The organism is Novosphingobium sp. 1529 (genome assembly GCF_040544855.1).
Lineage (GTDB): Bacteria > Pseudomonadota > Alphaproteobacteria > Sphingomonadales > Sphingomonadaceae > Novosphingobium > Novosphingobium capsulatum.
In genome coordinates, this window is record NZ_JBEPKW010000004.1 from 112,925 (window position 1) to 136,076 (window position 23,152).

Here is a 23,152-nt window from a genome sequence, read left to right on the forward strand (position 1 = left end):
GTCAGCACCCCCCTTTTGGCCGTTGCACCCGGCAATCGTTGCAGTGCCATGATGCACGGTCAAGAGAGGGCAATGCGATTTGCGGCTCATGGCATGTTTCCACTTGCTGAAGGCTGAATGGCGGGCTGGCCGGCCGGCGAGGCGGCCGATGCTGGCGTGCGTGGCACGACGCGCCCCTTGGCATCGAGCAAGCCCACGGTGCGGGGATCGGCCACGACCGAGGGGTCATACATCGACTTGTAGGTGCCCAGCAGGCTGTAGAACGGCGCCCGGACGTTGAGATTGAACTGGATCGGCAGGCCTTCGATCTGGCGCGTGAAGAAATTTCGGCTCGCCCCTGTCCCCTGGCTCACCCCGCCGAACTGCACCTGCGTAACGAAATCGCCGGCGATGTCGCCGCGCAGGGCGATGGTCATGTGCTTGTAATCCAGGGACCGCAGCGCCTGGAATGCATAGTTGGCCATGAACGAGAGGTCTTTGTAGGTCAGCGCGCCAACATAAGAGACATTGCCGCCCCCGCGCGAGGCCAGCGCCCCGCCGACGATATGCCCGCCCGTGGCATCGAACACCACCGGCAGGCGCCCATCGAACGTGCCGGTGGCCGAAATGTTGGCCATTTCCATATGCGAGACGAACTGCGCCGCATCCAGCCCCTCGATCACCAGGGCAAAGCGGCGTTCCTCGGCCAGGGCAAAGCGCAGCGTGGTCGGCTCGAGCGACAGGCGCCCGCCCATGAACGGCCACTGCGCGCCGTTGAGCTGCACCACCTGGCCCGCCTTGAGCTGCAGATCGACCTTGCCGTCGGTCACTTCCACGCCGGGATTGATCGAGGCAACCTTGAGAATCTGGTGCGGGGCGGTTTCCATCGCCAGCAGGTCGGTAAAGTCCAGCGTGCCGGAAAGGCCCTTCACCGGGCCGAACGCAGCGGCAAAATCCAGCCCCTGGCTGCCGAATCGGCCAGACGAGGCAACCTTGTCGCCCTGCCAGTCGATCCGCCCCTTGCCGGTGATCGCGCCGTTGGCATTGGCGATCAGGCCAAGCGCCAGGGGCGTCAACTGCGCGGGCTGGAGGTCCTTGTCGAACACCAGCTTGTCCACCACCAGATCGGCATGGCCGGTGGCGCGGGCCAGGTCATGGTCGACATTGACGGTGGTGACCGGGCGGCCGCTGCGCGCATCGCGCAGCACGGCTTGCGCGGCGATTCGCCCATCGGCCAACGTCAGCGTGGCGTCGCGCGCGGCCAGCTTGGCAAAGCGGGCCGGGCTGGCGCGATCGGTCAGGTCAAACGCGGTGTTGGCCAGCGCCAGCTTGCCATCGGCAAAGCGCCAGGTTCCGGTGGCGCCCGTGATATCGAGCGGCACGGCGGCCATGCGGGCTTCCACCCCGGCAAAGCTGCCGGTGAAATCCTTGCCCAGCCGCGCGGTAAGGTCGGCCAGGGTCAGGCGGGTGGCAGTGGCCTCTGGTCCCAGCGCCACGTTGACGCCGCGCGCGGTGAGCGTGCCGGGCCAGGCCAGGCCCACGGCCCCGGTTTCCAGGCGCAGCGGGGTTTCGCCCATGCGCCCGGTCATGCGCAATGCCGATGTGCCCAGCGCCACGCGCAGCGGCGTGCTGCCGGCAGAAACGATCGCCTGCCCGCCCACCGGGCACACCGTGAGCGTCTGCCCGTCGATCGCCATCTGCCCCAGTTCCAGCGAATCGAACGCGGGCTGGATGCAGCGCCGCCACAGCGCCAGGGCGCCATGCCGGCCATAGGCGCCGTTGATCGGCAGGCGCAGGTTCTCCACCCGCCCGCCGGGAATGGCGCCCGTCAGGCGCGTCTGCCCCGAAAAGCCCAGCGCGCCGTCGGGCATCTGCACCACGACCAGTTCCGGCACGGCCAGGTGCCCGCCACCCACGGCATAATCCGCCATGGTCAGGTGAAACTGCGCGCCGCTGTTGCCGAGCCGCTCCATCGTGCCCGACAGGCGCGGCAGGCCATTGCCTCCGGTCACGAAATTGCCGGCAAAGCGGGGCGTCGCCGCGCTGCTGCCAAACACGCGCACCTTGTTGAGGCCCAGCAGCGCCTGCCCGCTGCCGCCGCGCAACGCGCCTTGGGCCACGACCACGTCCCAGGCGCCATCATGGCCGTGGCGCAGCGTAAGATCGGCGGCAAAGCGGCTGCCGCGCTCTTCCTCGTGCAGGCGGCGGCGCACCTGTGCCACCATCGGCGCGGCCAGCGTGCCAGCCACCGCGGCCTGGGCCGAGACGAGCGCCTGGTCGAGCATCGGCCCACGGCGCAGCCCGCGCGCATCGATCGTGCCGCGAAATTCGGCATCGGGCACGCCGCCTGCAGCCGCCGCCGGCCGCGCCTTGACCAGGCCATCGAGTTCCAGCAGGCCCACCCCGCCCTGCGCGGTGCGCACGCCGCCGGCCGTCGCCGCCACGCGCCCGCGCAGCGCGCCGCCGCGCCAGGCCAATGCGGTATCGAGGCCCAATGTCTCGCCAGAGACGGCGCCGGCGCGAAAGGCGCTGGAGCGCAACTGCCCCTTGACGCTCAGCCCGGCAAGATCGCGATCGGCCAGCGCATCGAGATTGAGGTCAGCACCGCGCACCGCCAGGCCGGCGCTGCCGCAGGCCAGGTTGGCCACACGCACCGGGCCGACAAAGCGCGGCTGTTCGTTGCGGATCGTCACGCGGCCAAACGCGGTTGCCCGCCCGGTGCTGCAGGCGCCCAGCGCCAGGCGCGGCGCCACCGCCGCCAGCGTGCCGGCAAACCCGTCGCGCAAGGCCCCCGCCCCGTCGGCCTTGAACGCCACCCGCCCCTGATCGGCATCGACCAAGCCGCGCCCATCGATGATCGTCAGCCGCCAATCGGGCAGGCGAAACGGTTGCTTGGAGGAAGACGGCGCATAGATCACCTTGTCGAGCGCGCCAAAGCTCGCGCGCCCACCATGGACCGTGCCATAGAGCCGCGGCCGCACCAGCGTGACCTGGCCAATGCGCGGGCCGGTCAGGCTCCACGCCAGGCTCAATTCGGCCCGCTCGATCACCAGATCGGGGCGCGCGGGATCACCCACCACCACATTGGCGAGCACTTCACGGCCAGGCCCGATCGACACGATGGTATAGCGCGCCGGCAGGCCCAGCGCCGCCAGTTCGCGCGCGATTACGCCATCGGCGATGCGGTTGCGCGCCAGCCACAGGCCGCCACCCGCCACCAGCACCGCCGCGCCGGTGGCCCACAGTGCCACACGCCAATGCCGCCGCCGCCCTTTGGGCACCGGACCATCGGGTTCCGCCAAATCGGTCGTATCCGCCATTCGCCCCCTTCTTGCGCATGGCCCGCGCTTGGGCAATGCAAATCACCGTAACATTCTTCCCGCCAACGCGTGCCGGTCGGTCCGGTGCCGTGCTTTTTGCGCCCACACCTTCTTGCCCGCACGAGGTCATGCCGGACGAACCCCGACTCTTTCCTGAACGATCGGCGCCCACGGCCGATCTCGTGCCGGATCGGGTGCGCGAGGCGGCGCACGATCCATCCGGCCACCGCGCCCGCCTGCGTCGCCGCCTGTTGAGCGGCAGCGACGATGCCCTGGCCGATCACGAGGTGATCGAGGCGCTGCTGATGACCGTGATCCCGCGCATGGACGTAAAGCCGCTGGCGCGCATGCTGCTGCAACGCTTTGGCTCGTTGCCCGGCGTGTTCAACGCCGATCCGCGCGCGTTGCAGGCCGTGCCCGGCATCAAGGAAGCCGCCGCCGCCGCGCTGCGCATCGCCGGCGTTGCCGCGCGGCGCCTGGCCCGCGCGCAAGTGCAGGAAATGCCGGTGCTTTCCAGTTGGCAGGCGCTGATCGACTATCTCACCATCGACATGGCGCACCTGAACCACGAACGCGTGCGCGTGCTCTATCTCAACACCCAGAACCGCCTGCTGCTCGACCAGATCGTGAGCGACGGCACGCTCGATGAAAGCGCGATCTACACGCGCGAGATCATTGCCAAGGCCCTGGCGATCGGCGCGGCCGCGCTGATCCTGGTGCACAACCATCCCTCGGGCAGCACCCAACCGAGCCGCGCCGATATCCAGATCACCCACAAGATCATGGAAGCCGCACGGCTTTTGGGCGTGACCGTGCACGACCACGTGATCATCGGCCGCGAAGGCCATACCTCGCTCAAGGCCAAGGGATTGATCTGAAAAGAAACTCCCCCTCCTCTTCAGAGGAGGGAGTCGGGGGGTGGTGGAAACATGGCGCGTCGCGCCAGGGCCAGCACCACCCCCAGCCCCCCCTCTGAAGAGGAGGGGAGGATTCTTCCTATCAAGAGGCTTACACCAGGCCAGCATGCTCCAGCGCGGCGTCCACCGCCTGGCGCGCGGCGTCGCTGCACGGAACCATCGGCAGGCGCAGTTCCTCGCCCATCCATTCGTGCACACGCGACAGCGCATACTTGACCGGCCCCGGCGAGGCATCTTCGAACATGGCATAGTGCAGCGGATAGAGCTTGTCGTTCAACTCGCGCGCCAGGGCGAGGTCATTGGCCGCGCAGGCCGCCTGGAATTCGGCGCAGAGCTTGGGTGCGACATTGGCGGTCACCGAAATGCAGCCCACTGCGCCGGCAGCATTGGCCGGCAGGGCCAATTCATCATCGCCCGAAAGCTGGCAGAAATGCTTGCCGATGCCCATGCGGTGGTCGGTCACGCGCGAAAGGTCGCCGCTGGCATCCTTGATGCCGACGATCTTGTCGGGATAGCGCTTGGCCAGCTCGCACACCGTTTCGGGCAGGATGTCGGTCACCGTGCGGCCTGGAACGTTGTAAAGAATGATCGGCAGGTCGTTGTTTTCGGCCAGATAGCTGAAATGCGCGATCAGGCCGGCCTGGCTCGGGCGGTTGTAATAGGGCGCCACGCACAGCGCCGCCTGGGCGCCGCACTTCTTGGAAAAGGTCATGTGCAGCAGCGCGTTCATCGTGTCGTTGCTGCCACAACCGGCGATCACCGGCACGCGGCCGGCGGCCTGTTCCACGCAAAGCTCGATCACGCGGTGGTGTTCGGCGTTCGACAGGGTCGATGCTTCACCGGTGGTGCCGCAGGGCACCAGCGCGGACGAACCATTTTCGATCTGCCAGTCGACCAGACGGCGAAATGCTTTCTCGTCAACGGCTCCATCGCGAAACGGTGTCACCAATGCCGGAATGGAGCCGGAAAACATGGACATTATCCCTCGTCTTGTCGCACAATGCGGTTCTGGGCAGGTCTCGACGCTTGCCGTGGGGCGCTTACCCCGGCAAACATGGGTCCGTCAAACATCGGCCCAGCAAACTTTGCTTTGCCACGGCAAAAAGACATTCAGCGCCGGATAAGGAGGCCACAAAGACGATGTCCACCATGGACATGCCCCGAATCCCCGTTTCCCACGCCCTGCGCAATGGTTTGTGCGGGCTGGCCGCGCTGGTCGCGCTGTCGATGCCCACGCATGCCAGCGATGCCGGGCCCGACACCGATGGCAGCGCCTGGGACCGCGCCCGCGCGCAATTGGTCGCCGGGCAGCAGGGGCCGATGGCCCTGGCCATATCGCGCTGGGAACTGCTCACTTCTTCCAACCGCTTTGCCTTTTCCGACTATGCCGGCTTCCTGCTGACTTATCCGGGTTTCCCCGAGGAAGAGCGCCTGCGCCGCTATGCCGAAGGTGCGCTCGATCGCGAGGTTGGCGCGGGCGGTGGTGGCGACGTGCGCGCCACGGTGGCCTATTTCGATCGGCAGCCGCCGCTGACCAATCCAGGCCGCGCGCGCTATGCTTTGGCGCTGAGGGCCCTGGGCCGCCCCGATGCCGATGCCATGGCCAAGGCCGCCTGGCGCGGCGGGCCGATGAACGATGCCGACGAGGCCGCCATCCAGGCCACCTGGGGCGCCACGTTCACGCCAGACGATGCCGATGCGCGGATGGACGCGCTGCTCTGGGCCGGCGCCACCGATCAGGCCAACCGCGCCTTTGCCGCCGTCTCTCCGCAGCGGCGCGGCATCGATGGCGCGCGGCTGATGGCGCTGCAAGGGCTTGATCCCTTTGCCGCAGCCGCCGGCACCCCGGCCGACCAGCTCAACAGCGATCCGGGCTTTCTCTATGCCCGCGCGCGCGAATTGCGCAAGCAGGGCCAGGGCATTGCCGCGCAGGCGCTGCTCGCCAACCGCCCGCTGCTGCGCGCCCGCCCGCTGGCGCGGGGCAAGTGGATCGATGAACTGCTCGCCAATGCGCAAGGCGCGGCATCGATGGGCGATGCGCGCAGTGCGGTGGCCATTGCCCGCGGCGTGGACGATGCCTTTGCCCCTGGCGAAGACATCAGCCAGATGCCGTACGATCTGCGCGATGACTACACCTCGCTGGTGTGGCTGGGCGGCACGCAATCGCTGTGGCGCCTGGGCGATGGCGCTGGCGCGGCCCCGCTGTTCTGGCGCTATGGCAACGCCGCGCAAACCCCCGGCACCAAGGCCAAGGGCTATTACTGGGCCGGCCGCGCCGCCGCGCAGGCCGGGCTGACCGGCGATGCGCAGCGCTATTTCGCCATGGCCGCGCGCTATGCCGATCAGTTCTATGGCCTGCTCGCCCTGGAACGGCTGGGCCAGCCCGTGCCCAACTTTGCCTATGATTCGCGCGCCATGCCCACGGCCGAGGAGCGCGCCCGCTTCAACGCCAGCCCGCTCACACTCGCCGTGCGCGAAGTGGCGCGCAGCGGCCAGTGGCGCACCACCGTGCGCTTTTTCAAGGAAATCGCCGCCCAGCAGCAGACCGAGGGCCAGCACATGCTGGTGGCCGAACTCGCGCGCGAGCTGGGCCGGCGCGATCTGGGCGTGATCGTCGGCCAGGCGGCCGGCGCGCGCGGCTATCTCGATTTCCAGCACATCGCCTTTCCGCTGATCCCGGTGCCGCCGGGCACCGAGCAATCCTGGACGATGATCCACGCCATCACCCGCCAGGAAAGCCAGTTTGCCCAGAACGCGATGAGCCATGCCGGCGCGCGCGGGCTGATGCAGTTGATGCCGTCAACCGCCAACGAACAGGCGGGCAAGCTCGGCCTCGCTTATTCCGCCCAGTCGCTGACCGATGACGCCGGTTTCAACCTGATGCTGGGCAGCGCCTTTTTCGGCCGGCTGATGGATATCTATGGCGGCTCCACCCCGCTGGCCGTGGCCGCCTACAATGCCGGGCCGGGCAACGTGAACAAGTGGCTGCGCGCCAATGGCGATCCGCGCACCGGCGCGGTGGAATGGGTGGACTGGATCGAGCGCATTCCCCTGTCGGAAACCCGCAACTATGTGCAGCGCGTGCTGGAAAACGCCGTGGTCTATGACGCGATGAACCCCGACAAGGCCGAATGGCACGGGCCCAATCCGATGAGCCACATCCTGGGCAAGCCGACGCCGGGTTGAGGTTGCTTGTGGCGGTCACCACCCGCTAAAGGCGGGAGTGATGAAACCCGATGGCAACCCGATCACGCCGGCCGGCCTGGCTGCCCTGCGCGCGCGCTATGACCACCTGCTGGGCACGGAGCGGCCGGCGATCGTCGAGATCGTCAGTTGGGCCGCCGGCAATGGCGATCGGTCAGAAAACGGCGACTATCTCTATGGCCGCAAGCGCATGCGCGAGATCGACCGCGAACTGGCCTGGCTCGCCCGGCGGATGAAGGCGGCGCGCGTGGTCGATCCGGCGCGGCAGGACGACCAGAGCCGCGTGCTGTTCGGCGCGACCGTGGAACTGGCCGACGAAGACGACAACCGCCGCACGCTGACCCTGGTGGGCGATGATGAGCAGGACGCGTCCAAGGGCCTGATCGGCTGGAGCGCGCCGATCGCGCGGGCGCTGCGCGGGGCACGGGTGGGCGATCTGCGCGTGGTTCGGCTACCGGGTGGGAAAAAGGAATGGGAAATCATGGGCATCAGCTATCCGGTGGCGGCATGAGCGAAGACCAGGCCCTTCCCGCCCACGCCTTGCCCGGCCGCTTTTTCGTGCTGCGCCATGGCGAAACCGTGTTCAACGCCGCGCGCCGCCTGCAATCCAATGCAATGCACACCCCGCTGACGCGCCAGGGGTTTGAGCAGGCGGTGATGATGGGCCAGGCCCTGCGCGGTGCGCTGGGGGAGCGGCCGGTGGTGCGGCTGCACATTTCCGATACCGGCCGCGCCCTGCAGACCGCCTCCTTGATTGCCGAGGAACTGGGCATCGACTGGTTTGCCGCCAACCGCACGCCCGACCTGTTCGAGATCGACATGGGATCGTGGATCGGGCGCGGCTATGACGATGTGGAGGCCGAACACGGCCCGATCACGCTGGCCGATCACCTGCTGCGCCCGGCGCCCGATGGCGAGGATTACCCGGCCATCGCCGCGCGGCTGCAACGCTGGATCGATGCCGTGGGCATCTCCGAGGAAACCCACATCGTGGTGATGCACGGCATTTCCAGCCGGGTGCTGCGTGGCCTGCTGGCCGGGTTGCCACCCCATCCCGATCATGGCGCGCCGATTGCGCCCTCTTTGGTGCAGGGTTCGATCGCGCTGATCGAGAACGGCCGCGAAGAGGTGTTCTTCGGCTCGTCCCGCGGCACGGAGCACGCCTGATGGCGCAGGTGATCAATCTGCGCCAGGCGCGCAAGGCCCGCGACCGCCAGGCCGCACAAGCGCAGGCTGCCGCCAACCGGGCGCGGTTTGGGCGCACCAAGGCGGAAAAGGCCGCTGATCTGGCGCGCGAGGAACAGGCCCGCCGCCAGCTCGATGGGCACCGCCTGGATCATGACGGCAAGGAACAAGGGCAAGACTGATGCGCACCACCTATGAAAGCGCCACCGTGCGGCTCTATCACCTGTCCGATGGCCCGGAAGGCGGCGCGGCGCAAACGCTGTTCTATGGCCCGCTCGACCAGGCCATGGCCCTGGCCGCGCAGCAGAGCGAGGATATCCAGGCCGACCTGTTCATCGCCACCGACAACGATGTGATCGCATGGCTCGACCTGGCCGAAGGCTGAGCGCCGCGCTCTTTGCTGCCGGCCTGGCTCTTGCGGGAGCCGGGCCTGCATATGCACGGGACTCGCTGGGCGTGTGGGAGGATTGGGGGGCATTTCGCGATTCCGCCGTACCGCGCTGCTATGCCATCGCCATGCCGCAACCCAGCAGCCGCCCGCGCGACGTGGTGCCCTATATGACGATCGGCACCTGGCCGCGCCGCAATGTGCGTGGCGAGGTGCATTGGCGGCTGTCGCGCCGCATTGCGCCGAACAGCAAGGTTACCGTGTCGGTGGACGGCGAAACCTTTGTGTTGATGGCCAGCGATGCGGTGGCCTGGGCGCAGGACCGCCGCATGGATGCCGCCGTGGTCGCGCGGCTGCGATCGGCGGGAACATTGACGGTCAGCGGCAAGGCCCGCGATGGCCGCACGTTCCGCGACAGCTATCGCCTGGGCGGCGCGGCTTCGGCGATGGACGCCGCCACCGTGGGTTGCGCGGGGCAATAAAGAAACGGGCCGGGGTTTCCCCCGGCCCGCCCTTGCAACAACGGTTCGGCTACGATCAGAAGCGCAGGCCGTAGGTGGCGACGATCTGGTGGCGATCGGTGTCCACGTCGAAACGGTCGCTGGTGTTGCCGTTGAAGTTGAAATTGGCGCGGCTGTAGTTCGAATAGCGATATTCGATCTTGCCGAAGGTCTTGGGGCTGAACGCATATTCCAGACCGCCGCCGACGCGATAGCCATCGGTGGTGATGCGGTAGTCTTCCGAGGTCTGGCCGTCGGTGCCCTGCAGCTTGTAGTGCATGTTGGTGTAGCCGCCCTTCACGAACAGCAGCGCCTTGGGCGAAACGGCATAACCGACGCGCGCACCGACATAGAGGTCACGCCCGGCGCTCACGCGGCCCAGGTTGAACGTGTTGGGTTCGAAGGTGTTGGACCACTTGGCCGTGCTGCCGGTCGCTTCACCTTCGACACCAACAACCAGATTGGTTCCCACCGGCACGTCAAAGCCGATTTCACCACCATAGAGCAGGCCATTGATCGACTGCTTCTGGTTACGCGTGTTGTCGTTGTCCACCGAGCTGCCCGAGCGGCTCAGGTCATAGCCCAGAACGGCGCCGACACGCGGGCCGGAGAACGTACGGTTGGGAGCGTCGGGGGTGCCGGCGTCCTGCGCGAAGGCCGGAACGGAAACGGCGAGCGCCGAAACGGCGACAACGCTGGCGAGAATGGTCTTCATAATGGTTCAACTCCATTCGAACTGTTCTTTTTCTGTCGGCCGATTGCCTGGCCTCTTGTAAGAGGTTCCAGATTGGCAACCTTGCTGCGACCCGACAGACCTGCAACGAACGGAGGGAGAGGCGATCCGGTTTCATGAACGTAGCACAACAAGAAATCTGTGACATTTGCGCCACAGCCATTCGCGGGCTAGAACGCGGCATGGCCACCCCCCTTTCCCCCGCTGTCAGCGCCGCCGCAGCCCAAGCCGCTGCCGCCGAATTTGCCGCCAATGGCCATGTCCGCGTGGAGCCGGCCTTGCCGGCGGCGGGGGCCGACGTCCTGCATCGCTGGCTGGATGGCGAGGCGCCGTTCTCACGCGTGCTCAACCAAGGGGACAAAGTGTGGGATCTCGATCCCGCACAGCGCGCCGCGCTCGATCCAGAAGCGCAGGCCGCGCTGCTCGACGCGGTGCACGGCCAGGCGCGCGACGGGTTTCAGTTCCTGTTCGATTCCCTGCGCGTGTCCGACGATGCCGCTGCGCGCGCCGCCCGCAATTGGCCGGTGGATCAGCTGGTGTCGGCATTCAACACGCCCCCCTGGCTCGACCTGTTCCGCGCGCTGACCGGGGAACCGGCGATCACCATGGTCGATGGCCAGGCCACGCGCTATCTGCCCGGCCATTTCCTCACCGGCCATGATGACAATGTCGCGGGCAAGAACCGCGTGGCGGCCTATGTCCTCAACCTGACGCCGCGCTGGCGGGTGGAATGGGGCGGGCTGCTGATGTTCCACGATGGCGCAGGAGACGTGCGCCGCGCCCTGGCGCCACGGCACAATGCGCTGCACCTGTTCAGTGTGCCACAGGCGCATTCGGTCTCGCTGGTGGCACCCTTTGCCGGGGCTCCGCGCCTGGCGATCACCGGGTGGTTGCGCCGCTAAACCGCAGGGTCACTCGCGCCCACTGGCGATTTTCCCATAAATGCGTATATGGCGGCGCATGAACGCCCCCACCTCGCTTCCCGTGTCCATGCCGATTCCCGGCCATGTCGATCCTGTGCCCGTGCCCCGCCCGGTTACCCCGCGCGAAGATGGCCGCACCGATCTGATCGGCCTGCCCCGCCCGCAGATTGCCGCGCTGTTCCAGGAAGCCGGCCTTGATGCCAAGGCGGCCAAGCTGCGCGCCAAGCAGGTGTTCCACTGGCTGTATCATCGCGGCGTGACCACGTTCGAGGCGATGACCGACATTGCCAAGACCATGCGCCCGTGGCTGGCCGAACGCTTTGTCATCGGCCGTCCCCAGGTGGTGGAAGCCCAGGTTTCCACCGATGGCACGCGCAAGTGGCTGCTGCGCACGGCCGATGGCCATGACTTTGAAATGGTGTTCATTCCCGACGCCGATCGCGGCACTTTGTGCGTATCGAGCCAGGTGGGCTGCACGCTCAATTGCCGGTTCTGCCACACCGGCACGATGAAGCTGGTGCGCAACCTGACGCCGGGCGAGATCGTTGGCCAAGTCATGCTGGCCCGCGATGCGCTGGGCGAATGGCCCAAGGGATCGATGGCGGGGCTGGACCTCACCGACGAGGTGGAAGAAGACGCCGACGAAGGCAGCTACACCGCCGACGGGCGACTGCTGACCAACATCGTGATGATGGGCATGGGCGAGCCGCTCTACAACTTCGACAACGTGCGCGATGCGCTCAAGCTCGTGATGGATGGCGATGGCCTGGCGCTGTCCAAGCGCCGCATCACGCTCTCCACCGCTGGCGTGGTGCCGATGATGGCCCGCGCGGGCGAGGAAATCGGCGTGAACCTGGCGGTTTCGCTCCACGCCGTGACCAAGGACGTGCGCGACGAGATCGTGCCGATCAACCGCAAGTTCGGCCTGGAAGAACTGCTCCAGGCCTGCGCCGATTACCCCGGCGCCAGCAACGCGCGGCGCATCACGTTTGAATATGTGATGCTCAAGGACCGCAACGACAGCGATGACGATGCACGCGAACTCGTGCGCCTGCTCAAGCAGTACAAGCTGCCGGCCAAGGTGAACCTGATCCCGTTCAACCCCTGGCCGGGTGCGCCCTATGAATGCTCCACCCCGGAACGGGTCAAGCGCTTTGCCGAGATCGTGTTCGAGGCCGGCATCTCCGCCCCGGTGCGCACCCCGCGCGGACGCGATATCGATGCGGCCTGTGGCCAGCTCAAGACCGCCGCCGAACGCCGCAGCCGCGCCGAGTTGGACCGCCTGGCTGCCGAGAAGCAGGCGGCTTTGGGCTGAGGCGCAGCGCAAGGTTTCACACCACCCCCAACCCCCTCCTGAAGAAGAGGGGGCTTTCTTTTACACTACTCCCCATCCTCTTTAGAGGAGGGGGTCGGGGGGGGGTGGTGCCGGGCCTAGCGCAGCACCCCGCCCTGGCTGACCATCTCCACAGCCCCGGCCACCCACACCGCGCCATCAGCATCGCGGGTCAAGACCACGCGGCCATTGGCGCCGGTGCAGCGGCCTTGCGCGGCAACATACTGGTCCTGCGCCAGCCCGGCGGCAAAGAGGTACTGCGCGGCGGCGGCATTGAGGCTGCCGGTCACGGGATCTTCCACGATCTTGCCCTGTGGATCGGCAAAAAATGCGCGCAGTTCGAAGTCGGCAGGATCGCCCTCTTCGCAAGGACCGATCAGGCCCACGTCGGTGGGCACCGGCGCCTCGGCCACTGGCCTCGCGGAAAGGACATCGGCCGCGCTGCGCAGGCGCAGCAGGCGCCAGCCGGGGCCGTTGCAGGCATGAATGGCATCGACCACGGCATCGGCTGAAACGCCGGCCACACGGATAGCCTCGGCCCGCTCGGCCGCATCGAGTGGCCCGCCGCGCAGCAGCGGCGGCGCGCGAAACGCCAAGGTTTCGTCTTCCATCCGCACCTCGACCAGGCCCACGCCGCATTCCTGCACCAGGCGGCCAGGCGTGCGCGGCACGCCACCGGCCATCAGCCAGGCCTTGGCCGTGCCCAGCGTGGGGTGCCCGGCAAAGGGCAGTTCGCCTGCCGGATAGAAAATGCGCACGCGATAATCGGCGCCGGGAACGCTGGGCGGCAGGAGAAACGTGGTTTCGGAAAAACCCAGCCAGCGGGTCAGCGCGAGCATGGCCGGCGTATCGAGCCCGTCACCGCCGCGCACCACGGCCAGCGGGTTTCCCGAAAGCGGGCCAGAGGCGAATACATCGACGAGATCAAGCAGCATGGCGCCATGCCTATCGGGCGGGCGCGTCAGGGGCAAGCGTCGGCCGGTCGCACACCAGGCGCGGTTCATCGCGGAACGCGCAACACAACGAGACGTTCATCGGGGGTTGTGGATCGGATCGCTCAAAACCGTGTTCACCGTCACGATATTCTCGGGACCCAATAAGCAGGGAACAGTAGCTATGAAGAAGACCATCCTTGCCGCCGTGATGGCGGCCATCGTTCTCCCCGCAGCGCCCGCCATGGCCGATCCGGGTCACGGCCGTGGCCATGGCTGGGGCCGTTACGACGATCGCGGCCGCTATCGCGAACCGCGTCCGATCGGCGCCAACGAACGCATCTGGCGCGGCCGCGATGGCCGTTACTATTGCAAGCGCAGCAATGGCACGACTGGCCTGATCATCGGTGCGGCCGGCGGCGCCCTGGTGGGCCGCGCGATCGACACGCGTGGTGACCGCACCATGGGCACCCTGCTCGGCGCCGTGGGTGGTGGCCTGCTCGGCCGCGAAATCGATCGTGGCGGCGCGCGCTGCCGCTGATCTGCATTTCCTGAAAAATCAGTATAATCAATAAAAGGCGCGGTCCGCTTGCAGGCGGGCCGCGCTTGTGCATAGTGGCCGGACACGGGACGGGACCGTCGGAGCTTTTTGAACGATGTCCATGCTTATCCTGGGTCCGGTGCTCAAGCGCCTGATCCGCCACGGTACTTTGACGGTAATTGAAGCTGATGGCCGCAGCCGCGTGTTCGGCACCAAGGAACAAGGCTGGCCCGATCTTACCCTGCGGCTGATGGACAAGAAGGTGCCGGGTTTCCTGGCGCGCAATCCCAGCCTGGGCCTGGGCGAAGCCTATATGGATGACCGCGTTCGCATCGAAGGCGGCGACATCATGGATTTCATCAGCTTCGTGCGGGCCAACAACCCGTGGGAGCGTGCCGGCGATATCGACAACCCCGGCCCGCTGCGCAAGCTGTGGCTCAACATCGTTGGCCGGGTCGACCGGGTCAACGCCCGCGCCGCCTCGCGCCGCAACGTGGCGCACCACTACGATCTTGATGATCGGCTCTACGATCTGTTTCTCGACCCGCTGCGCCAGTATTCCTGCGCCTATTGGGCCGATGGCGTCACCACGCTGGAAGAAGCGCAACACGCCAAGGTTGAGCATATCGCCGCCAAGCTGGCGCTGCGCCCGGGACACCGCGTGCTCGATATCGGCTGCGGCTGGGGCGGTCTTGCCATCCAGCTGCACAAGCTGACCGGCGCGAGCGTGCACGGCATTACCCTGTCCAAGGAGCAGCTCGCCTATGCCAAGGACTGGGCCGCGCGCGAAGGCGTGGACGGGCAGGTCACTTTCAGCCTGACCGACTATCGCGACGTGGCCGACAGCTATGACCGCATCGTTTCGGTGGGCATGTTCGAGCATGTCGGCGTGCCCAATTTCGGCGCCTATTTCCAGAAGTGCCACGATATCCTGGCCGAAGACGGCGTGATGCTGATGCACACGATCGGCCGCGTCGGCCCGCCCTCGGTCACCGATGACTTCACGCGCAAGTACATCTTCCCCGGCGGCTATATCCCGGCGATGAGCGAAACCGTTGCCGCGATCGAGCCCAACCGCCTGATGGTCACCGATGTGGAAGTGCTGCGTCGCCATTATGCGCCCACGCTGCGCGCCTGGTACGAACGCTGCGTGGCCAACAAGGACAAGATCGAGGCGCTGTTCGACGCGCGCTTCTATCGCATGTGGCTGTTCTATCTCTCAGGCGCGGCGACCGCGTTCGAGCATGCTGACATGGTCAATTTCCAGTTCCAGCTGGTGCGTCACCGCGATTCCCTGCCGCTTACCCGCGATTACATCGGCACTGAAGAGGCCAGTCTGCGCGCGCGCCGCCTGGCTGCCGCCGACGTCGCGAACGACGCCGACGGGACCAAGGTCTTTCAGTTCGATGCCAATTCGCGCACCAGCGCCGGCGCCGGATAAATCTTTTCCAGCGCCTGCTGCACGGCAGCGGTGCTGACCACCACGGTGCGGTTGACATCGCCCTGGTAGCCATAGTTGCCACCCAGCGAGTGGATGTTCCCGTCAAAGGCGGCGCCGATCACCGCGCCGTTTTTGTCCACCACGGGTGAGCCCGAATTGCCACCGATGATGTCGTTGGTGGTCACGAAATCGAACGGCGTGGCCTTGTCGATCTGCGCGGCATGGTCGGTAAACTGCTTGGCCAGCAGGAACGGCTGCGCCCCGGTGGCCCGGTCGAATGCGCCGCCCATGGTGGTCACCGGTGCCACATCGGCGCCGCGTTCCTTCCACCCGGCCACCTTGCCATAGCTGATGCGCAAGGTGAACGTGGCATCGGGATAGAGCGTGGCGCCATAGGCGGCAAAGCGCGCATCGGCGAGCTTGGCCCCGGCAGCAGCCAGCGGGCCCTGGTACTGCGAATCCACGGCCTTTTGCAGTTCACGCTGGCGCGGCTCAAGGCTGAGGGCATAGACGATCATCGGATCGGTGCTGGCCGCAATCGCCGCAGCGCCCCCTTCCCACAGCGCCTTGCGCACCGCCGGATCGCCCAGCTTGGTGCCGGTCACCAGCCGCGCCGAAAGGTCTTCCGGGCTTTCCTTGCCCAGCAGCAGGCGCGTATCGGGATCATCGGCGCCCAGGTATTCGCGCGCCTTGGACAAGCTCCATTCCATCTCCAGCTGTTCGAGCCAGGGATAGATCGGCTTGGCATCGAGCACCTGCTTTTCCAGCAGCGGCAGCGCGCTGTCGGTATAGCCGGGCAGGCGCTCGCCATTGGGCTTGGCCTTTTCAATCGCGGCCTTCACCAGCGTTTCGGCGTAGCCATAGAGATCGCCCATCGGCTGGGTAAAGCGATAGGCGGGATAGATGTTGCGATAGGCGGCAACCGCCTCACTCACCTGGCTCCACGGATCGCCGATGGCGGCATTGCCGGCCACCTTGGCCTTGAGCGTGGCTTCGTTGTCGGCCAGCATCTTGACGAACGCGGGGTCGTTCAGCGCCTTTTGCCGGCCGATGTAGACCTTGAGCGCGTTTTCAAACCCGAACAGGCTGTCGCCGCCCTCGCGCTTGCGCTGCGGGCTTTGCTCCATTGCGGTGATCAGGCGGCCGCGCAGTTCCGACAGAACGGTGTTGGTGATCGGCAGGGAGACTTCGCGCTGGAACGCGATCTGCGACATCGTGAACAGGCGCTGGGTGGAACCGGGATTGCCGACCACGAACGTTGCCTCGCCCGGCTGCGGCGCGCGCGGGCTCCACTTGAGGTGCGCGGCCACCTTCACCGGCTTGCCGTTTTCATAGGCGCGCAGGAACGCGGCATCGAGGGCATAGCGCGGATAGTTGAAGTTGTCGGGATCGCCACCAAAGAACGCCGCCTGGAATTCCGGCGCCCAGACCAGCCGCACATCGGAATACTTGCGATAGGTATAGAGCTTGTACTGCCCGCCGCCGAACAGGGTGACGACCTGGCAGCGCGTGGTGGCCAGGTCCTTGCAGCCGGCCTTTTCGATCTCGGCGATCTTGGCGTCGCGCGCCTTGACCAGCGCTTCCCCGGCGAGGCTGCCGATCGCGCCCTTCACTGCCCCGGTCACATCGGTGATGGCCGTCACCACTTCGGCCTGCTGGCCCGGGCACTTGCGCTCGTCCTCGCGCCGCGCGGCAACAAAGCCGTTGGCCACCAGGTCTTCCTTTTCGCTCGACAGGTTCTGCGCGCATTCCACCACGCAGTGATGGTTGGTCAGGATCAGGCCCTCGGCCGATACGAAGCTGGCCGAACAGCCGCCGGTCAGCCGCACGGCCGAGGCGCGCACGCGATCGAGCCAGGCCTGGTCGGGCGCCCAGCCATAGTCCTGCTTCATCTTCGCGGCGGGAAAGGCATCGAACGTCCACATGCCCTCGTCGGCCTGCGCCGGAGCGGCAAGGGCAAAGGGCGTGGCCAGCATGGCGCCGGCCATCATGGCCTGGCGCAGACGCGAAAGCGCGGGTGAAGACAGCATGATAGACATCCTCGTGCAGGGCATTGCAATGCGCGCAGGGGTGCCATGGACGGGGGCGCGCCGCAAATCGAAACGAAGGCAAAGAACGGAAATTTTGGGCCGAGGCCAATCGGTCCGAAACCGACAGAATGCCGCAGCACGGTAAGCACTGAACCGCGCTGAACATTTTTACGGTTCTTTGCAAACCATGCCGCAACAAACGGCAATGTCGCTCGAAACCCAAACTATCGCGGGATGACTTTGCCGCCCGATTGAGGCCCAACGCTACAGGTCTTCACTTAGCAGGGGGTATAAGGGAAGCGACATTGGCATTGATGGAACAAGGCCGGATGCAGGCGGATTGGCCATAGCTCCGGAGGGTTGCCAACGGCTGGGGAAGTCGTGGCATCTGCTATCCGTCGGGCGGTGTCGCTGCCCGACCCGCCCACCCACGCGCCCGGCCACCCGGCATGGCGCGGCCGTTTCTGCCTGCTCCATCGGCAGCCATTGAACCATGCCTTGTGCCCCCTGCCTTGCGGGGATGACGGACCAGCCGGATTGGCCCAGTAACCAGCGCCCAGTGGGACGGGCTTAGTGGCGCGGCCTTAGCGGCGCAGGCTGAGCGGGTTGGACCTGGCACCTTGGACTCACCGGGGCAAGCCAGCAGCACCAGCGCGCGGGATGCGCCTAGCATCGTCAGCGGCTTGCCAAGCGCCATCGATGCCGCCGCACGCCAACAGACGTGCTCACTTGGCATCAAGACTTGCTTTGCGCCCGTCGTCTCATCTCGCCTCGTCGCGCCGGACCTGACCCGGGGCGCTACGCCAACCGCTGCCGATCAGGCGATCAGCCGATCGCCACGGAGCCCGCGCACCGCCTCACTGCCAGGCGCGGAACGTCACGCCCAAGGTGCGCGGATCGCTTGGCGTGCCCAGGATCAGGCCGGAATTGCCGGCCTGGATCGTCAGGTTCTGGATATAGTTGGCCTTGAACAGGTTGCGCGCAAACACGCCCAGTTCCACGCCCGGCCCGCCATCGCGGCGGCTGCGCCAGGCCAGGCTGGCGTTGGTCAGCGCATAGCCATCGATCCAAGTATAGCGCGAGAGCGAGGGATCGCCGTTATAGCTGCTGCGCCACGCGGTATCGCTGTGCAGCACCCATTCGCCCCGGGCCATCGGCAGGCGATAGTCCACGCCCAGCGTCTCGCTCCAGCGCGACAGCCCGGTCAGCGCCTTGCCGGTCAGGTTGCACGCGGTGGTCGCCGCGGTCTGCGCCTCCAGCGGGCACGGCCCCTTGGGATAATCGGTATAGCGCCCATCGGCATAGGCCAGGCCCGCCGTCAGCACGAGGCCGCCCCAGTGCAGTGCGGCATCGGCCTCAACCCCCTGCACCCGCACGCGCGGGATGTTGGCAAGATAGCCACGCAGGGCCACGGTCTGGCTGGAATCGACCACCGTTGCCTGGAAATCGCGCACCGTGGTGCGATAGGCGGCCAGGTTGAGCAGCAGGTGCCGATCCCACCACTGGCTCTTGATCCCGCCTTCCCAGGTGATGTTGCGTTCGGGCCGGATCACGGCCGTGGCCAGGACTGGCTGGTTGGCGCTGTCGAGCGGCAGGCCCGACATGTTGATCCCACCCGATTTGAACCCCTGGGCATAGCCGCCATAGGCCATCACCGTATCGCTCACCTGCCAAGCCAGGTTGGCGCGGCCCGACAGGCTGGAATCGCGGGTGCTGGCGCCATAGGCCTGCGGCCGCAGCACCGACAGTTGCGCGGCGATCAGCGCGGCGTTGGTCACCTGCGGGCCACCGAACACGCTGGTGTTGTAGCTGCCCTGCTTGTCTTCCCAGGTCTGGCGCAGGCCGCCGGTCAGCGTCAGGCGCGGCACGATCGTCCAGTTCGCCTCGGCAAAGGCGGCATAGCTGTTGACGGCAAAGCGCGTATCGCCGCCCTGGCCATAGCCATCGAGCAGGTTGGCCGGGATAGCGGTGCCATTGCTGGTGGTCTTGCCGAGCAGCCATGGCGCACCATAGGGGCCATAGATCGAGATCGGGTGGCCGGTGATGACCTGGCGGAAGTAATAGAGCCCGGCGACATAGGACAGCGCGCGCTGCCCGTCAGAGGCAAGGCGCAGTTCCTGGCTCACCTGGTCCTGGCGCGAGGGGATATGCTGCGTGGTCTGGATCGGCAGGCCGGTATAGTCGCGGTCATTGGCTGCGTCCCAGTTCCAGAAGCGCCAGGCGCTGATCGCCGTCAGCGTGGCCCCGCCCAGATGCCAATCGAGCGTGGCGGCAATGCCGCCCTCGTTGGTGTTCACGCCCAGCCCGGCGTCGATGTCGGTCAGCCGGTCATAGGGGTTGGTGCTGGGCGGCGCATAGTGCGCGGCTGCCGCCAGCGCGGCATATTGGCGTGCCGGACTGCGCAGGCTGGTGCCGACGCGCAGATAGACCTGGGTGCAGCAATCCCCGCCAAAGCGGGCATAATCGGCCACCACGCGCAGCTGCACATTGGCAGACGGGGTGAACAGCAACTGGCCGCGCAGCGCCTGGTTATCGACGCTGTTCTGATCAGCGCCGGTGCGCACATTGTGGATCACGCCGTCGCGCCGCGTCAGCAGGCCCGAAAGGCGATAGGCCAGCACGTCATCGATCAGCGGCCCTGTGGCCATGGCTTTGGCCTGCACCAGGCGGCGTTCGCCCACGCTCACCTCTTCGCTCGCCGCCGGGGTGAACGAGGGCAGGCGCGAGGTGATGGCAATGGCGCCGGCCGTGGTGTTCTTGCCAAACAGCGTGCCTTGCGGCCCGCGCAAGACCTCCACCCGCTCCACATCGGCAAAGTCGAACGCCGCCGTGGCCGGCCGTGCATGATAGACGCCGTCGACATAGAACCCCACGCCCGGCTCGAGCCCGTCATTGGCCTGGCTGACCGCCACCACGCTCGATCCCAGGCCGCGGATGGTAAAGGCCGTGTTGCGCGGGTTCGCCGAGGAATAGGTGAGCGCCGGCACCAGCGTGGTGAGCGCCTGGGTGTTCACCGCCAGCGACCGATCGAGCCACGCGCCATCGACCACGCTGAGCGCGGCCGGCACCGATTGGGCCGGTTCAGGGCGTTGGCGCGCCGTCACCACGATATCGCCGGCCGTGCGCAGGGCATCCGTGGTCGCGACCGGAACGCTGGCGGCGTCGGGCGAATCAGCCCAGGCTGGGTTCGCAATGCCGAGGCCGGTTGCCAGCGCCAAGGCGCACGGCACAGCCCGCCGCCACCGGCGATCGATCACGTTTTGCATGGAATGTCTTGCCCCTGCACCGACGGCCTGCCCGGCAGACCGTCATAAAATGTCACTTCAAGCTATATTCACTGAAACATAGCATGACGCAAGAGCGGATCGAAGCTGCGGAAATGGCAGCACAATCACCATCAAATCCGTCTATTTCACGTCAATCCTTTGTCACGAATGTGTCATCAAAACGTCATAGGGGCAGCCAACAGCCCTGAACGGACACCCTTTCCCATGCGTATCCTGCCCTCTCTCTGCAGTGCCGTTGCCCTGGCAGCAGTCCTGTTTGCCCCGGTCGCTGCGCGGGCCGATACCGATACCCAGGGATGGGGAACGCTGCTGGTCACAGCCAAGGCTGGAAAGAACTGGCGCCTGTCCAACGAAACCATCCTGCGCACCGGCAATGCGCGCGGTTTCTACGAACTCGAAAACAACTTCATGGTGGGCTACAACCTCGACAAGACGTTCACCGTCTGGCTGGGCTACACCCATGATCCCAACTACCTGCACGGCGATTTCGCGGTGATGGAGCGGCGCTTTCGCCAGCAGGTGAGCTTTGACAACTTTGCCCATCTCGGCCCCGTGCGCTTCAACGGCCGTATGCGGCTGGAACAGCGCTGGCGCGACAACATGCCCGGCACCGCCTGGCGCCTGCGCCCGTTCCTGAAGGCCAGCCTGCCCGTGGCGCAGGGCAGCAAGGTGATGATCGTGGCCAGCCACGAAAGCTTCATCGATCTCAACAAGACCGTGTTCCAGACCGTGAACGGCGAGGAGCGCATGCGCAATTTCATCGGCATCAATGCGCCGATCGCCAAGAAGCTGACGATCGAGGCCGGCTATCTCAACCAGCACGGCGTGCGCCCCGGCAAGCTCGATACCAGCGACCATGTCGCCTCGGTGGCGCTCAACATCGCGCTCTAAACGTCTGAAAGGCCGCTGCCTCCCACACCCCGCGCCCCGCCTGGCGGCGCGTGCGGGGCAGGCCCGCCCTGCTGTGCCGAACCGGGGGGAACGGCGCCGTGGGGCGGGCCGATCCGCGCGGGGCCAATCCGCGCAGGGCTTGCCTTAGCGGCCGTGCGCCCCTAGCGGGCGGGGCACAGCCGAGCAAACCGCAAACCCGGAGTCGAACCATGGTCCCCCGTTATGCCCGCCCCGCGATGACCGCGATCTGGGAACCCGAAGCGCGCTATCGCATCTGGTTCGAGATCGAGGCCCACGCCACGCAGAAGCTGGGCGACCTGGGCGTGGTCCCCGCAAGCGGCGCCAAGGCGCTGTGGGACTGGTGGGCGACCAACCCCGCCATCGACGTGGCCGCGATCGACGCGATCGAAGCGGTGACCAAGCATGACGTAATCGCCTTCCTCGATTGGGTGGCGCAGCAGGTTGGCCCCGAAGCGCGCTTCATGCACCAGGGCATGACCAGCTCTGACGTGCTCGACACCACGCTGGCCGTGCAACTGGCCCGCGCCGCCGATATCCTGCTCGAAGATATCGACGCGCTGCTCGCCGCGATCAAGCGCCGTGCGCTGGAACACAAGTACACGCCTACCATCGGCCGCAGCCACGGCATCCATGCCGAACCGACCACGTTCGGCAAGAAGCTGGCCGAAGCCTATGCCGAGTTTTCGCGCTGCCGCGCGCGCCTGGTCAATGCCCGCGCCGAAATCGCCACCTGCGCCATTTCGGGCGCGGTCGGCACGTTTGCCAATATCGATCCGGCGGTGGAAGAATACGTGGCCGAGCAGCTTGGCCTGAGCGTGGAGCCGGTTTCCACCCAGGTGATCCCGCGCGATCGCCATGCCATGTTCTTTGCCACGCTGGGCGTGATCGCCAGCTCGATCGAGCGCCTGGCCACCGAAGTGCGCCACCTGCAGCGTACCGAAGTGCTCGAAGCGGAAGAATACTTCTCGCCCGGGCAAAAGGGTTCGTCGGCCATGCCGCACAAGCGCAACCCGATCCTGACCGAAAACCTCACCGGCCTGGCCCGCGTGGTGCGCTCGGCCGTCACCCCTGCGCTGGAAAACGTGGCGCTGTGGCATGAACGCGATATCTCGCACTCCTCGGTGGAGCGCTTCATCGGCCCCGACGCCACGATCACGCTCGACTTCGCGCTGGCGCGCCTCACCTCGGTGGTCGACAAGCTGGTGGTCTATCCCGAGCGCATGCAGAAGAACCTCGATCGCATGGGCGGCCTGGTCCACTCGCAGCGCGTGCTGCTGGCGCTGACGCAGGCCGGCGTGACCCGCGACGAAGCCTATCGCCTGGTCCAGCGCAACGCGATGAAGGTGTGGGAATCCGATGGCCAGCTCTCGCTGCTCGAACTGCTCAAGGCCGATGCCGACGTGACCAAGGCACTGAGCCCGCAGACGATCGAGGAAAAGTTCAACCTCGATTACCATTTCAAGGCTGTGGATACCATCTTCGCCCGGGTGTTTGGCGAATAATGCAAGTGCTGGCGCTTCGTCTGCA

19 protein-coding genes are annotated in these 23,152 nt (G+C 66.6%); 13 read left to right on the forward strand and 6 right to left on the reverse strand.

What is annotated here, in order from left to right:
- Positions 1 to 86: 86 nt before the first annotated feature.
- Positions 87 to 3,299 carry an intermembrane phospholipid transport YdbH family protein gene (locus ABIC78_RS10830; protein ID WP_354489613.1) on the reverse strand — a complete coding sequence of 1,071 codons (3,213 nt, stop codon included), beginning with the start codon at positions 3,297 to 3,299 and terminating at the stop codon, positions 87 to 89.
- A gap of 128 nt (positions 3,300 to 3,427) precedes the next feature.
- Here ABIC78_RS10830 and radC point away from each other — a divergent pair, with 128 nt between their 5' ends.
- Positions 3,428 to 4,177, forward strand: a complete 750-nt coding sequence (gene radC, locus ABIC78_RS10835) for a RadC family protein (RefSeq protein ID WP_054131954.1) — start codon at positions 3,428 to 3,430, stop codon at positions 4,175 to 4,177.
- A gap of 130 nt (positions 4,178 to 4,307) precedes the next feature.
- On the opposite strand, the gene dapA is transcribed toward radC, so the two are convergent.
- Positions 4,308 to 5,189, reverse strand: coding sequence for a 4-hydroxy-tetrahydrodipicolinate synthase (gene dapA, locus ABIC78_RS10840; RefSeq protein WP_022674870.1), 882 nt, complete (start codon positions 5,187 to 5,189; stop codon positions 4,308 to 4,310).
- Between the two features lie 167 nt (positions 5,190 to 5,356).
- On the opposite strand from dapA, the gene ABIC78_RS10845 reads away from it, so the two are divergent.
- The 6 genes from ABIC78_RS10845 to ABIC78_RS10870 all read left to right on the forward strand — a co-directional run bounded on the left by ABIC78_RS10845 (position 5,357) and on the right by ABIC78_RS10870 (position 9,475).
- On the forward strand, positions 5,357 to 7,402 hold the full coding sequence (locus ABIC78_RS10845; protein WP_084390686.1) for a lytic transglycosylase domain-containing protein: 2,046 nt from the start codon (positions 5,357 to 5,359) through the stop codon (positions 7,400 to 7,402).
- A gap of 40 nt (positions 7,403 to 7,442) precedes the next feature.
- Complete coding sequence (gene greB, locus ABIC78_RS10850; RefSeq protein ID WP_354489616.1) at positions 7,443 to 7,931, forward strand: transcription elongation factor GreB; 489 nt, start codon at positions 7,443 to 7,445, stop codon at positions 7,929 to 7,931.
- A complete protein-coding gene (locus ABIC78_RS10855; protein ID WP_107715709.1) occupies positions 7,928 to 8,587 on the forward strand; it encodes a histidine phosphatase family protein in 660 nt (219 codons plus the stop codon). Before greB ends, ABIC78_RS10855 begins: the two co-directional genes overlap by 4 nt.
- Positions 8,587 to 8,787 (forward strand): DUF4169 family protein, encoded by a 201-nt coding sequence (locus ABIC78_RS10860; RefSeq protein WP_022675981.1) that lies wholly within the window; start codon positions 8,587 to 8,589, stop codon positions 8,785 to 8,787. The genes ABIC78_RS10855 and ABIC78_RS10860 overlap by 1 nt, the downstream gene beginning before the upstream one ends.
- Positions 8,787 to 8,990, forward strand: coding sequence for a hypothetical protein (locus tag ABIC78_RS10865; protein ID WP_022675982.1), 204 nt, complete (start codon positions 8,787 to 8,789; stop codon positions 8,988 to 8,990). The genes ABIC78_RS10860 and ABIC78_RS10865 overlap by 1 nt, the downstream gene beginning before the upstream one ends.
- Positions 8,991 to 9,121: 131 nt before the next feature.
- Positions 9,122 to 9,475: an invasion associated locus B family protein gene (locus ABIC78_RS10870; RefSeq protein WP_354489619.1), complete on the forward strand. Its 354-nt coding sequence runs from the start codon at positions 9,122 to 9,124 to the stop codon at positions 9,473 to 9,475.
- Between the two features lie 55 nt (positions 9,476 to 9,530).
- Here the strand turns inward: ABIC78_RS10870 and ABIC78_RS10875 are convergent, their stop codons facing one another.
- Entirely contained in the window at positions 9,531 to 10,208 is a 678-nt protein-coding gene (locus ABIC78_RS10875) for an outer membrane protein (protein WP_022675984.1), read from the reverse strand.
- 200 nt (positions 10,209 to 10,408) lie between these two features.
- Here ABIC78_RS10875 and ABIC78_RS10880 point away from each other — a divergent pair, with 200 nt between their 5' ends.
- A complete protein-coding gene (locus ABIC78_RS10880; protein ID WP_354489621.1) occupies positions 10,409 to 11,128 on the forward strand; it encodes a 2OG-Fe(II) oxygenase in 720 nt (239 codons plus the stop codon).
- 58 nt (positions 11,129 to 11,186) lie between these two features.
- On the forward strand, positions 11,187 to 12,464 hold the full coding sequence (rlmN, locus tag ABIC78_RS10885) for a dual-specificity RNA methyltransferase RlmN (RefSeq protein ID WP_022675986.1): 1,278 nt from the start codon (positions 11,187 to 11,189) through the stop codon (positions 12,462 to 12,464).
- 116 nt (positions 12,465 to 12,580) lie between these two features.
- On the opposite strand, the gene ABIC78_RS10890 is transcribed toward rlmN, so the two are convergent.
- Positions 12,581 to 13,417: a PhzF family phenazine biosynthesis protein gene (locus ABIC78_RS10890; protein ID WP_022675987.1), complete on the reverse strand. Its 837-nt coding sequence runs from the start codon at positions 13,415 to 13,417 to the stop codon at positions 12,581 to 12,583.
- 181 nt (positions 13,418 to 13,598) lie between these two features.
- Between ABIC78_RS10890 and ABIC78_RS10895 the strand changes: the two genes are divergently transcribed.
- Positions 13,599 to 13,955, forward strand: coding sequence for a glycine zipper 2TM domain-containing protein (locus ABIC78_RS10895; protein ID WP_022675988.1), 357 nt, complete (start codon positions 13,599 to 13,601; stop codon positions 13,953 to 13,955).
- A 121-nt stretch (positions 13,956 to 14,076) separates the two neighbouring features.
- Positions 14,077 to 15,396, forward strand: a complete 1,320-nt coding sequence (locus ABIC78_RS10900; RefSeq protein WP_354489807.1) for a class I SAM-dependent methyltransferase — start codon at positions 14,077 to 14,079, stop codon at positions 15,394 to 15,396.
- Here the strand turns inward: ABIC78_RS10900 and ABIC78_RS10905 are convergent.
- Positions 15,354 to 17,426 (reverse strand): S46 family peptidase, encoded by a 2,073-nt coding sequence (locus ABIC78_RS10905; RefSeq protein WP_354489627.1) that lies wholly within the window; start codon positions 17,424 to 17,426, stop codon positions 15,354 to 15,356. The genes ABIC78_RS10900 and ABIC78_RS10905 overlap by 43 nt on opposite strands.
- Positions 17,427 to 18,283: 857 nt before the next feature.
- Positions 18,284 to 20,692, reverse strand: a complete 2,409-nt coding sequence (locus ABIC78_RS10910; protein ID WP_354489629.1) for a TonB-dependent receptor — start codon at positions 20,690 to 20,692, stop codon at positions 18,284 to 18,286.
- Between the two features lie 225 nt (positions 20,693 to 20,917).
- Between ABIC78_RS10910 and ABIC78_RS10915 the strand changes: the two genes are divergently transcribed.
- Positions 20,918 to 21,604, forward strand: coding sequence for a DUF2490 domain-containing protein (locus tag ABIC78_RS10915; protein WP_054131952.1), 687 nt, complete (start codon positions 20,918 to 20,920; stop codon positions 21,602 to 21,604).
- 209 nt (positions 21,605 to 21,813) lie between these two features.
- Positions 21,814 to 23,127: an adenylosuccinate lyase gene (gene purB / locus ABIC78_RS10920; RefSeq protein WP_022675993.1), complete on the forward strand. Its 1,314-nt coding sequence runs from the start codon at positions 21,814 to 21,816 to the stop codon at positions 23,125 to 23,127.
- Positions 23,128 to 23,152 lie beyond the last annotated feature (25 nt).

Coding starts and splice junctions, on each gene's coding strand:
- ABIC78_RS10830 (WP_354489613.1), bottom strand. CDS start 3,299: ATGGCGGATACGACCGATTTGGCGGAACCCGATGGTCCGGTGCCCAAA.
- radC (WP_054131954.1), top strand. CDS start 3,428: ATGCCGGACGAACCCCGACTCTTTCCTGAACGATCGGCGCCCACGGCC.
- dapA (WP_022674870.1), bottom strand. CDS start 5,189: ATGTTTTCCGGCTCCATTCCGGCATTGGTGACACCGTTTCGCGATGGA.
- ABIC78_RS10845 (WP_084390686.1), top strand. CDS start 5,357: ATGTCCACCATGGACATGCCCCGAATCCCCGTTTCCCACGCCCTGCGC.
- greB (WP_354489616.1), top strand. CDS start 7,443: ATGAAACCCGATGGCAACCCGATCACGCCGGCCGGCCTGGCTGCCCTG.
- ABIC78_RS10855 (WP_107715709.1), top strand. CDS start 7,928: ATGAGCGAAGACCAGGCCCTTCCCGCCCACGCCTTGCCCGGCCGCTTT.
- ABIC78_RS10860 (WP_022675981.1), top strand. CDS start 8,587: ATGGCGCAGGTGATCAATCTGCGCCAGGCGCGCAAGGCCCGCGACCGC.
- ABIC78_RS10865 (WP_022675982.1), top strand. CDS start 8,787: ATGCGCACCACCTATGAAAGCGCCACCGTGCGGCTCTATCACCTGTCC.
- ABIC78_RS10870 (WP_354489619.1), top strand. CDS start 9,122: ATGCCGCAACCCAGCAGCCGCCCGCGCGACGTGGTGCCCTATATGACG.
- ABIC78_RS10875 (WP_022675984.1), bottom strand. CDS start 10,208: ATGAAGACCATTCTCGCCAGCGTTGTCGCCGTTTCGGCGCTCGCCGTT.
- ABIC78_RS10880 (WP_354489621.1), top strand. CDS start 10,409: ATGGCCACCCCCCTTTCCCCCGCTGTCAGCGCCGCCGCAGCCCAAGCC.
- rlmN (WP_022675986.1), top strand. CDS start 11,187: ATGAACGCCCCCACCTCGCTTCCCGTGTCCATGCCGATTCCCGGCCAT.
- ABIC78_RS10890 (WP_022675987.1), bottom strand. CDS start 13,417: ATGCTGCTTGATCTCGTCGATGTATTCGCCTCTGGCCCGCTTTCGGGA.
- ABIC78_RS10895 (WP_022675988.1), top strand. CDS start 13,599: ATGAAGAAGACCATCCTTGCCGCCGTGATGGCGGCCATCGTTCTCCCC.
- ABIC78_RS10900 (WP_354489807.1), top strand. CDS start 14,077: ATGCTTATCCTGGGTCCGGTGCTCAAGCGCCTGATCCGCCACGGTACT.
- ABIC78_RS10905 (WP_354489627.1), bottom strand. CDS start 17,426: ATGCTGTCTTCACCCGCGCTTTCGCGTCTGCGCCAGGCCATGATGGCC.
- ABIC78_RS10910 (WP_354489629.1), bottom strand. CDS start 20,692: ATGCAAAACGTGATCGATCGCCGGTGGCGGCGGGCTGTGCCGTGCGCC.
- ABIC78_RS10915 (WP_054131952.1), top strand. CDS start 20,918: ATGCGTATCCTGCCCTCTCTCTGCAGTGCCGTTGCCCTGGCAGCAGTC.
- purB (WP_022675993.1), top strand. CDS start 21,814: ATGGTCCCCCGTTATGCCCGCCCCGCGATGACCGCGATCTGGGAACCC.